This window comes from Anabaena sp. CA = ATCC 33047 (genome assembly GCF_963870205.1).
In the GTDB taxonomy this organism is placed as follows: Bacteria; Cyanobacteriota; Cyanobacteriia; order Cyanobacteriales; family Nostocaceae; genus Trichormus.
This window is the reverse complement of record NZ_CAWMSA010000043.1, coordinates 68,309-78,194: the sequence shown is the minus strand read 5'-3', so window position 1 is coordinate 78,194 and position 9,886 is coordinate 68,309. Positions and strand designations below refer to the sequence as shown.

Annotated in this window: 9 protein-coding genes; 6 read left to right on the top strand and 3 right to left on the bottom strand. The window is 41.2% G+C overall.

The window, feature by feature from the left end:
* Positions 1-275 precede the first annotated feature (275 nt).
* Both AACS98_RS11410 and AACS98_RS11405 read right to left on the bottom strand, forming a co-directional pair.
* Positions 276-1,520, bottom strand: a complete 1,245-nt coding sequence (locus AACS98_RS11410) for a DNA double-strand break repair nuclease NurA (protein WP_066379794.1) — start codon at positions 1,518-1,520, stop codon at positions 276-278.
* 191 nt (positions 1,521-1,711) lie between these two features.
* On the bottom strand, positions 1,712-2,497 hold the full coding sequence (locus AACS98_RS11405) for an HAD family hydrolase (protein WP_066380070.1): 786 nt from the start codon (positions 2,495-2,497) through the stop codon (positions 1,712-1,714).
* Between the two features lie 273 nt (positions 2,498-2,770).
* Between AACS98_RS11405 and AACS98_RS11400 the strand changes: the two genes are divergently transcribed.
* Entirely contained in the window at positions 2,771-3,862 is a 1,092-nt protein-coding gene (locus tag AACS98_RS11400; protein ID WP_084386902.1) for a patatin-like phospholipase family protein, read from the top strand.
* A 251-nt stretch (positions 3,863-4,113) separates the two neighbouring features.
* Here AACS98_RS11400 and AACS98_RS11395 read toward each other — a convergent pair whose 3' ends face one another.
* Positions 4,114-4,965, bottom strand: a complete 852-nt coding sequence (locus AACS98_RS11395) for a metal ABC transporter permease (RefSeq protein WP_066379791.1) — start codon at positions 4,963-4,965, stop codon at positions 4,114-4,116.
* 438 nt (positions 4,966-5,403) lie between these two features.
* Here AACS98_RS11395 and AACS98_RS11390 point away from each other — a divergent pair, with 438 nt between their 5' ends.
* The 5 genes from AACS98_RS11390 to AACS98_RS11370 all read left to right on the top strand — a co-directional run bounded on the left by AACS98_RS11390 (position 5,404) and on the right by AACS98_RS11370 (position 9,729).
* Positions 5,404-5,901 (top strand): hypothetical protein, encoded by a 498-nt coding sequence (locus AACS98_RS11390; protein ID WP_157087511.1) that lies wholly within the window; start codon positions 5,404-5,406, stop codon positions 5,899-5,901.
* Positions 5,902-6,801: 900 nt separating this feature from the next.
* Positions 6,802-6,939 (top strand): microviridin/marinostatin family tricyclic proteinase inhibitor, encoded by a 138-nt coding sequence (locus AACS98_RS11385; RefSeq protein WP_084386901.1) that lies wholly within the window; start codon positions 6,802-6,804, stop codon positions 6,937-6,939.
* 203 nt (positions 6,940-7,142) lie between these two features.
* Positions 7,143-7,298 (top strand): microviridin/marinostatin family tricyclic proteinase inhibitor, encoded by a 156-nt coding sequence (locus tag AACS98_RS11380; protein WP_066379786.1) that lies wholly within the window; start codon positions 7,143-7,145, stop codon positions 7,296-7,298.
* 284 nt (positions 7,299-7,582) lie between these two features.
* Positions 7,583-8,572, top strand: coding sequence for an MvdC family ATP-grasp ribosomal peptide maturase (locus AACS98_RS11375; RefSeq protein WP_066379783.1), 990 nt, complete (start codon positions 7,583-7,585; stop codon positions 8,570-8,572).
* 131 nt (positions 8,573-8,703) lie between these two features.
* A complete protein-coding gene (locus AACS98_RS11370; protein WP_066379781.1) occupies positions 8,704-9,729 on the top strand; it encodes an MvdD family ATP-grasp ribosomal peptide maturase in 1,026 nt (341 codons plus the stop codon).
* Positions 9,730-9,886: the final 157 nt, after the last annotated feature.

Genomic DNA, 9,886 nt, shown 5'->3' with positions numbered 1-9,886 from the left:
TTCATGAGGACTAAAGTCCTCACTACGAACTTAATTTTAATAAAAGTTTGTAGTAAGCGGCTCTAGTCCTTTCATGAGGACTAAAGTCCTCACTACGAACTTAATTTTAATAAAAGTTTGTAGTAAGCGGCTCTAGTCTTTTCATGAGGACTAAAGTCCTCACTACGAACTTAATTTTAATAAAAGTTTGTAGTAAGCGGCTCTAGCCCTTTCATGAGGACTAAAGTCCTCACTACGAACTTAATTTTAATATAGGTTCAGCAATAAGCACTTTATTAAGCTATACTGCCGCGTTTTCTAGCTTCTTTATAAGAAGTACCAACATTTTTCAAGCCAGCTTTAATCATTTGTTGTTCTAACAAAGCAAAGAAACGGGTTTTATCACCGCCTTTAACAACAGCTTGATTATGAGCTTCTGCGATCGCCACTGGATAACCATACCCTTTCTGCACCTGTGCTAACATCAGTCCCAAGGCTTGATCAAACATAGCTGTATTTCCAGCCACCCATCCAGGTACTTCTATCCTGGCGATTTCCGTACCAACATGAACATAACAAAAATATACACTGTGGTCTTCGTAAAGTTCTAGAATTCTGTTATTACTACGCCATAATGGCCCCCGTTGTCCAGGTTGCAGTTGAGTAGTCCATAAAGTCGCATCTCGCAAAGGTTCAAACACCTTGCAAGGGACTTGTTCTAATTGATTAGGACAATAACTTACACAGTCGGGTACAGGATGGGGACAAGCCGACAACCGAAGAAAATTCACACCTTCCACATTGCGAGACGCACTCAGATAACCCATCACAGGAATTTCCGCAGCCCGCAACTGATTCCAAGCCTCTAGGATAGGGGGTAAAATGCGATCGCGTGCATCCATCGGTAACTGTTCCAAAAACCAGTATATTAACGTACCATCCACCATTGCCAATGTAGGTATGTTTTCGGCAACAGCAGATGAGGAGGATGAGGAAGAATCATTACCTTGTCCCCCTTGTCCCCCTTGCCCCCCAGTCCCCAGTCCCCTCGCCAACTCAGCCAATACCGTCGCCTCACTCGCAGTCCGACGATAACTCATCCATTCCTCAGTTTTAATTCCCCACTGCCGGGACATATATAAATCTTCTGGGCGGTAAAATACCTCTGGAATACTATCCATAATGGGGTAGCGGTTTTGTCCGTAGTGTATAACTACCCGACCGATATTTAACAGATAACAGTAAGCTATTTCGTGATGGCTAGGGGCGATTTGTGAACCATCGGTAGCAATAACGGTGTGTACCTTGGGAGGGGTGGGAATATCTATGCAAGTATTTAGCGGCTCAATGGGAGTAGCATTAGCAAAGAGAATGCGATCGCGCCATTTTTCTTGACGTTCGATCATTTCTTCCTGACACTCATAAGCTTTGTGTAGATGCTGTTGCGCTAATTCCAAACGCTGACGACTAGCTTCAGCCTCTTGGCTAAGATGCTGACTTAAACCCTGCATTTGTCGTGCTAATTTTCTTAAATCAAGCATAGATTTTAGTGGGGGTAGGGACTGGGTATTGGGGACAAATCAATTCAAAATTCAAAATTCAAAATTCAAAATTGAAGAATTTTTAGAGACAGGTAATGATTCTCCCTCATCTCCCTCATCCCCCTCACCCCCCTCATCTCCCTCATCTCCCTCATCTCCCTCATCTCCCTCATCTTCCTCATCCCGTCAAATCACAGCCACCCAGAAAAATCTTTCGCAAACTGAGACAGAGATAATAATTGCACTCGCGGATTATTTTGGGCAGCTTTTCTTTCTGGTTGGGTATTATAACCCCAATCTGCTAGGAACAGTTTGACATCATTCAGGTCAGGTTGCTCTTGAACTAACTCTAATGTTTTGAGTCTATCTTCTATAAACCATAAATTACCAGGTGGAATATTTGCTGCTGCAATCAATTCGCGGAGAGTTTCATATTTAGGACGCTTAACTTCTTTCCCGAAAATTGCTGTTGGTGGTAAGTTCACCCCTTCCCGTTGCAATAACTGTTGTATAAACCGTCCTTCTTTGGTAGAAACGATGTATAGTTTCACCTCGCTGTTAAGCGTCATTTTCAGTTTTTCCACCACCCCCGGATAAAATTTATGTAGACTCAGCCAACCGTCTAAATCTGTGGCTATCCATTCATCCCGCAAACTGTCTAATTTAATAGCAACTTCTTTTGATTTTAGCTTGTCAGTTGATAAAATATACGGCGTAAGATTGACCCATTCTTGCAAAATCTTGTCTTCTGGAATATCATCTATTAAAGCTTTGATTAAAACAGGCATTTCCCAACCTGTTTCAATTACCGGTCTGAGGCGATAGAATCTCAATGCCAAATCATCCGGCGGTGTATCGTTAACAGGCGACCAAATTTGACAGTAAGCACGCCACGCCACTTCAAAATATTCAATTAGTCCATCGCAAATCACACCATCAAAGTCTAACGCTAAAATTCTTGGGCTACCTGCTGTCATGGTTCTGAGGGTTAAAACTGCTCTTGTCAGCTTAACCGATGCACTCAAGCTTTTTTGTATAAAAATATCTGAATATTTGATATTTTGCACCCTTCTCAATTAGCTTCAGGCGATGCACAGCCAACAACGTTAGGACTTACACAAGTGTCACATTAGATATGTCTTGTAGGGTGCGTCAGAGTGCATTTTTCCAAATTTTCAGGGCTTAATTTGAAATTTTCCGAGTTGTCAGGGGAACACTGATGTAAGTAAACCTTTGACGTTGAGTTGCGTATGTCATCATCGAAATCGGACAAATTTAAGATTTTGGCTTTGGATGGTGGAGGAATTCGGGGAGTTATCACCGCCAGAATTGTGCAAGAAGTTCAGTCTCAGATTGGCAAACCTCTAAACCAATACTTCGACCTCATCGCGGGGACATCTACCGGGTCAATTTTAGCCGCAGGTATAGCTTTGGGACGAGAACCTGAAGACCTGATTAAAATTTACCAAGAAAGAGGTCGAGAAATATTCAACGCTTCATGGCTGAACAAAAACGTTAAAAGATGGTTTCGTGGCTCTAAGTATTGCAACAAAGGACTAATTAAAGTTTTGCGGGATGAGTTGGGCGAAATTACACTACGTCAGGTTTCCGAAACCTCAAAAGCAGAGTTACTCATCTTCGCCTATGACACTCTGTATCGGAATACAACCTTTTTTACCAGTTGTTGTCCTGAAGAAAATCGTTGGTTCAACAACATGAAACTTTGGGAAGTCTGCCTCAGTTCCGCATCTGCTCCTACTTTCTTCCCCCCCTATGAATTCAAATGGACAGATCCCCATGACTCTCGTCGTTCCGAGTGGAGATTTCCTCATGTCGATGGTGGTTTAAGTGCCAACTGTCCAGCTTTGGCGGCTCTGAGTCACGTTACTGGTGTAAGGAAGAAAAGCATTTCAGACATTTCTATCCTGTCTATTGGCACGGGTGCTACTACCCAACCCTTGGAATACAAAGAAACTAACAACTGGGGTACGGCTGAGTGGGGAGTACATATTCCCGATGTATTTATGGGAGGTCAAATTCAGTTGGCTACTGATGTCTGCGGTCAGATTATTCAGTCAGCTAATCCAGGCGGTTATTTACGTCTTCAATTTGCATTAAATGAAAGATTTGGTCAAAGAAGCACTCCATTTTCTCCTCGCCAACTACTTTCTCAGGAAGAACAAAAAAATAGATTTATTAACAAGAAGATTAACGAAGACATGGATGATGCAAGTGCGGAGAATATTCAAAATTTACTCGATGCAACATCAAAATTTGTTGAGGAGAAAAGCTCGGCTATTAAACAGTTTATCCTGACTCAAGAACCAGCAGTTTTGTCATAGTTAGCACTTACGCAAGTGTGATAATGAAATATGTCTTGTAGGGTGCGTCAGACTGATTAAATGCTGTCAATAAATATGTTTTTGCTATCTGACACACCCTACTGATATGTCAGTTGTCTAATTCTTGATATTTATTCAGCTTCAGGTGGGCATTGTGAACCACAAAAAACTCAGGTTTTGAGTAAGTTTCAAGCAATGCCCACCCTACAAAAATTTTTTTCTAGCCGGGTAGAGTGTCAACATCGAGATAATCAATAATCTTTTTGATTGACAGTTGGGATTAATACCCCATGTTTAGGACTAAATAATAATGCTAAGAGAAATAATCCTGACACTACTAAGACAATTGCTGGGCCAGAAGGTAAATTATAAAAGTAGCTGAGATACATACCGCTAATACTAGAAATTACACCAATCACCGCTCCTAATATCATTACTTCATGTAAACGTTTAACTAATAAGTATGCAGTTGCTCCTGGTGTAATTAATAATGATAGCACTAAAATCACTCCTACAGCTTTCATACTGGCGACAATGGTTAAGGAAATTAAGAGCATTAAGCCAAAGTTGAGGCGATTGATTGGTAAACCTGCTGCTTGTGCGCCCAAGGGGTCAAAGGTGTAGAATAATAGCTCTTTATAGAGTAAAATAATCACCAGCAAAACAATAGCGGCAATGATGGCTGTATCACGTACTTCGTCACCAGTAACGCCGAGAATATTGCCGAAGAGAAAATGATTGAGGTCGATTTTATTATCTTTTTGAATAATCGTAATTAAGGTAATTCCTAGGGCAAAGAAGGCAGAAAAAACTATGCCCATTGCAGCATCTTCTTTGATAGGCGATCGCGTTCTAATCCAGGTGATAGTTACGGTACTAAACACCCCGGCAATGAATGCACCAATAAAAATATTACCACCCAACATAAAAGCGATCGCTAGTCCCGGTAAAACTGAGTGGCTAATAGCATCACCCAACAGTGCTAATCGTTGCACCATCAAGTAACTACCGACAACCGCACATAATAAACCTACCAAAATCGCAATCACGAGCGATCGCTGCATAAAGCCATATTGTAAAGGCTCAATCAGAGCATCTAACATAGATATATTCTTGAGTTACAAACTATACAACTAGGCAAACATCAAAAGCCAGAATTCCCATCCTATCAACTTTTGACCTAATTCAAATAGTAGCTTTAATTGCAAAGTTATTAGTCATTAGTCATTAGTCATTAGTCATTAGTTTCTCCCCCCTGCTCCCCTGCTTCCTCATCCCCCTCACGGCAACAAACTATGCAATAGGGCTGATGTAAGAATGATAGGGGTTGTTTATTAATAGTGGTGAGAGCGGTGGTTAGGGAAAGAAAGACAAAAACTGGCACATTTGCCAATCTAAAGTTTCTGTATGCAAGGTTGAAAAACAGGCATTTCAACAGTTTTACTGCTGGGAATCATTCCAGCAAGATGGAAAATTTGCTTTCAATCCTGAAGCTAACCCTTCTCGTCGGGTTATTAGTGTCTTGTATGATACTTTTTAGTATGATCACAATCCAAAGTGCTGCATCTTCAACTAGCACCTTTCCTGAAAACTGGCGAGGGACATGGCGTGGCACAATGTTAGACCGCTCTGTAAATGGGCGGTATCAAAAAGTGCCAATGACACTCCGCATTCAGCCTATCTCTAACAATCCCATGCGCTACACTTGGCAAACCACTTACGGAGTAGGGGATAAAAAGCTGGTACGTGATTATGAGTTAGTGGTTAAGGATCAGCAGAATGGACACTTTATCATTGACGAGAAGGATGGAACTCTGATTGATGCTTGGTGGTTCGGGGACAAACTCTACAGTCAATTCCGAGTCAATAATCTCTTACTCAGTACACAATGTCAGCGACAAGGTAATCGACTCCATTATGAACTGGTTCTGTATCAGCCGCAAAGTTCACCCCCAGCCGAATCTTCCCAGGAAAAGGTACCTTTCGAGAGCTATCAGCTACAGGTTGTTCAGTCTGCTGAACTATCGCCGATGAAATAGTTGCAATTACATTATTATGGTGGGCAATGCTCTTAATTTGCTCAAACTTTGATTTTTGCGTGAGGAGCATTGCCCACCCTACTAGGGTGGCAAGGCTAAAGTAGTGCAAAAATCTAGTTCTTGTGGTGCGGGCTTCTAGCCTGCACCGGACGGGCTAGAGAGCTTATCCCACAAAAGAGTTTTAATGCAACATTATGACCCCATTTCATATCTATTTAAGCCTAGCCAACTGTACAAGCAATAGAAATTTCTAGTTCCCTGTTGGAGAACTACAAATAATACTACTTGTAAACTAAACTCTGCAAGTTTTTCGTAGATATTAACGTTATCATCTAGGAAAAATCAAGCATTTTTAGCCCAAATTTTTTGGGTGTTGGCTCAATGTTATGATCAGTCAATAATTAACCACCCTGTCTGTTAACTCCAGCAATTTTGATCTAGAGATGATTTTACTGATTGGGTTGATTTTCTGATAACTTGCACGGTTCTGAATCATCCTAGGGTGGGCAAGGCTGATGACGTAAAAATCAGGGTTTGCGGGAAGTTTCAGCATGGCAAACCTGACTTTAATCGCCGTCATGCAGAGGTAAATTTAAAAATATCATCAATTAATAATGATTATGTCAGCGAACCCGCCCCCAAGCTTGATGTAAGTTCAATAGGGAGGATAAATTTTATTCCAAAAGGTAATAGATAGATAATTAATTTACCTTTTTCTTAATATTCTTAACCTTCTTAACCTTCTTAACCTTCTTAACTTTCTTCAGCTTATTAATTATATAAAAATTTCTAAATATCTTGGTTTTTGTAGGTATATTAACTATTTTTACAGGACTTGTGTGCTTTTTTGATTGATGCTATAAGTATATTGCACAGGCAAATTTCCCTGGAGGAAATACAATGTCTAACAACACAGTGAAAGCATCGGAAACCCCAGCAGTACCATTTTTTGCTCGCTTCCTAGAAGAACAAGCATCTCAGGCAGACAATACCCCACGCTATACTCTAAAGTATCCTTCTGATTTTGAAGATTTCTAAATTCGAGCCAACTGCATCGGAATGCAAGCAGTATTGGTCATACTGTTTGTTGATGTAGGTGGCTTGTTGTAGCCATAGATGCACTTAATTCTCAACTGTAGAGACTTGAGATTTTACTTGCATCGGAATTAAAGAAGTAGTTTTCAGTTATCAACTAACTGAAAGCTACTCCTAACGATCAACCAATATTCATACATGATACCATGTCTAGCAATAAAATAAGAGGATTAGATATGCAAGCAGTGCCATTTTTCGCACGCTTCTTGGTGGAAGAAGAACCACCACAAACACCAGAGCCAGAGCCAGTTCCCCCACCAATCTGGACTTTAAAGTGGCCTTCTGATTGGGAAGATTCGTAAATAAAAATTAGCAATTATTAAATCTGTTTGTGTTGACTGATGGCTAATAATTGTCATCAGTCATTAGTAAAAGACGTTATCCAAATTGATGTTTGGCTAAGTAAGTTGGTGTAAATAATTTCACGTTTGTAGTAAGGACTTTAGTCCTTGTCTTAGGGCTAGGGCGACTTAATACGAACATAATCACAAGAATTTGACATTGTAAAACCCGTAGATTTATGTATTCTTACTGACTTACTTAGTTACTAACGTCTATTTCTACAATTCAAAAAAGAAAATTTATCATGCACCTATCGCGTAATGTTGTTTTATTAATCACTCATAGTGGTGATTTTTTCACGATAGATAAAGTTGCAGAAGCCGTATTAAAAAAAGGGGCGCAACCATTTCGCCTTGACACTGATAAGTTTCCCCTAGAAGTGCAATTAACAGCACATTTTGAGCAAACTAAAACTTATCACACTATCGAATATGGCGACCAGTCTATCAGTACAGAACAGGTGCAAGCTGTCTGGCTGCGACGGATATGGGAGCCACAACTGAGTGAAAAATTAGCTCCTCAGTTCCGCGAAGCTTGTCTGAGAGAATCAAAAGCGACTTTGGCAGGTTTTTGGGATAGTCTCAGAGAAGCTCGTTGGATAGATCATTTAGAGCGGATAAATGCGGCACAAGATAAATTGCGCCAACTGCGGGTAGCTGCGGAGGTTGGTTTTATCACTCCTCGGACTCTTGTCACCAACAAAGCAGAAGCAGCAAGGGAGTTTTTCCACCAAGTCAACGGCAAGATGGTGAGCAAGTTATTAACTGCTCTTTCCCACAGTATGCAAGCCACCTCTTCTTTTTTTATGTACACCAGCACCGTCAAGGAGGAAGACTTGCAAGATGCTGAGTCTTTGCGTTACTGTCCAATGGTGTTTCAAGAGCAAATTCCTAAGCAGTTGGAATTACGGGTGGTGTATGTAAATGGTAAAGCGTTTGTAGGTGCGCTAGATGCCAATGTTTATGCAGGTGCAAAAGCTGATTGGCGTAAACCGGGTGTTGAGGTGGGTGCATGGCAACATCATGAGCTACCTGAGCAACTGCTGCGTCGTCTGCAAGTGTTTATGACTAGGTTTGGGCTGACATTTGGCGCATTAGATTTCATCGTCACACCATCAGGGGAGTATGTGTTTTTGGAAGTTAACCCTGTAGGTGAGTGGGGAATGTTGGAGAGAGATTTGGACTTACCGATAGCGAGTGCGATCGCAGATACTCTACTGCAAACAGAACAATAACGCACTTGCTCCCCGATCAATTGTAGAAACTTACCATACTTAGCTTCTACTTATGCACCCATTCCAGCTAACTTTACAAACATCTTCTAACACATCTTACTTAAATCAGATTTATTACACAACAGATCATCATGACAGTTTTAATACTTACTTTTAGCAAAGATAACGAAAGCATTCCTCTAGTCATGGAAGCAATCAAGGCGAGAGGCGAAAAAGCTTTTCGTTTTGACACAGACAGATATCCCACCGAAGTAAAACTAGATATTTACTACGGCGATAGGGAACAGATAATTATTACTGATGGTAATCAGCAACTAGATTTGAGTGAAGTAACCTCAGTTTGGTATCGCCGAATGCGCTATGGGCATCAAATCCCCCAATCAATGGATAAGCAATTTAGAGACGCATCAATTAACGAATGTCGCGCCAGTGTCAGGGGAATGATTGCTAGCTTGAAAGCTTTCCACTTCGACAGAATGTCAAATGTGGATGTAGCTAATAATAAACAACTACAGTTGCAAGTAGCGAAAGAAATCGGACTGATTACCCCTCGTACTTTGACTTCCAACAATCCAGAAGCAGTCAAGCGATTTGCCCAAGAATGTCAAGAGGTAGGTATAGTTACAAAAATGCTGTCTTCCTTTGCCATTTTTGACGAGGGGGGACGAGAGAATGTTGTCTTCACCACGCCAGTTACAGATGATGATTTGGCAAATATGGAAGGACTGCGTTTTTGTCCAATGACGTTTCAAGAAAACATACCCAAGGCGTTGGAATTGCGGACAACTATTGTTGGCAAGCAGGTATTTACAGCCGCAGTAGATTCTCAACAGTTGGCAGGATCTACGTTTGATTGGCGCAAAGAGGGGAGAAACTTAGTGAAGAATTGGCAACCCTACAGTTTGCCCAACGATGTAGAGACAAAGCTGCTGCAACTGATGGCGCGGTTTGGCTTAAATTATGGGGCGATTGATATTATTGTCACTCCCGATGGTCGCCATATCTTCCTTGAGATTAACCCAGTAGGCGAATTTTTCTGGATGGAGGTGTATTCACCATATTATCCGATTTCACAGGCGATCGCAGAAATGTTGCTCACTAATAAAAATCAGAATCAATTCACAGTCAACTCCTTGGCAGTCACTTCCAATAGATAGGACTTACGCAAGTATCACACTAAATATCTATATGTCGGGTGCATCAGCCAGCATCAATCCTGCCAATCAACTTATGTTTGCCATCTGACGCACCCTACCAATGTGCCAGTTGCGTAACTTCCAATAGATGAGAGTAGCCGCCACCCTGTCTACAACC

Excerpts from the sequence above, each read along its gene's own strand:
- AACS98_RS11410 (WP_066379794.1), bottom strand. The coding sequence starts at position 1,520 with ATGCTTGATTTAAGAAAATTAGCACGACAAATGCAGGGTTTAAGTCAG.
- AACS98_RS11405 (WP_066380070.1), bottom strand. The coding sequence starts at position 2,497 with ATGACAGCAGGTAGCCCAAGAATTTTAGCGTTAGACTTTGATGGTGTG.
- AACS98_RS11400 (WP_084386902.1), top strand. The coding sequence starts at position 2,771 with ATGTCATCATCGAAATCGGACAAATTTAAGATTTTGGCTTTGGATGGT.
- AACS98_RS11395 (WP_066379791.1), bottom strand. The coding sequence starts at position 4,965 with ATGTTAGATGCTCTGATTGAGCCTTTACAATATGGCTTTATGCAGCGA.
- AACS98_RS11390 (WP_157087511.1), top strand. The coding sequence starts at position 5,404 with ATGATCACAATCCAAAGTGCTGCATCTTCAACTAGCACCTTTCCTGAA.
- AACS98_RS11385 (WP_084386901.1), top strand. The coding sequence starts at position 6,802 with ATGTCTAACAACACAGTGAAAGCATCGGAAACCCCAGCAGTACCATTT.
- AACS98_RS11380 (WP_066379786.1), top strand. The coding sequence starts at position 7,143 with ATGTCTAGCAATAAAATAAGAGGATTAGATATGCAAGCAGTGCCATTT.
- AACS98_RS11375 (WP_066379783.1), top strand. The coding sequence starts at position 7,583 with ATGCACCTATCGCGTAATGTTGTTTTATTAATCACTCATAGTGGTGAT.
- AACS98_RS11370 (WP_066379781.1), top strand. The coding sequence starts at position 8,704 with ATGACAGTTTTAATACTTACTTTTAGCAAAGATAACGAAAGCATTCCT.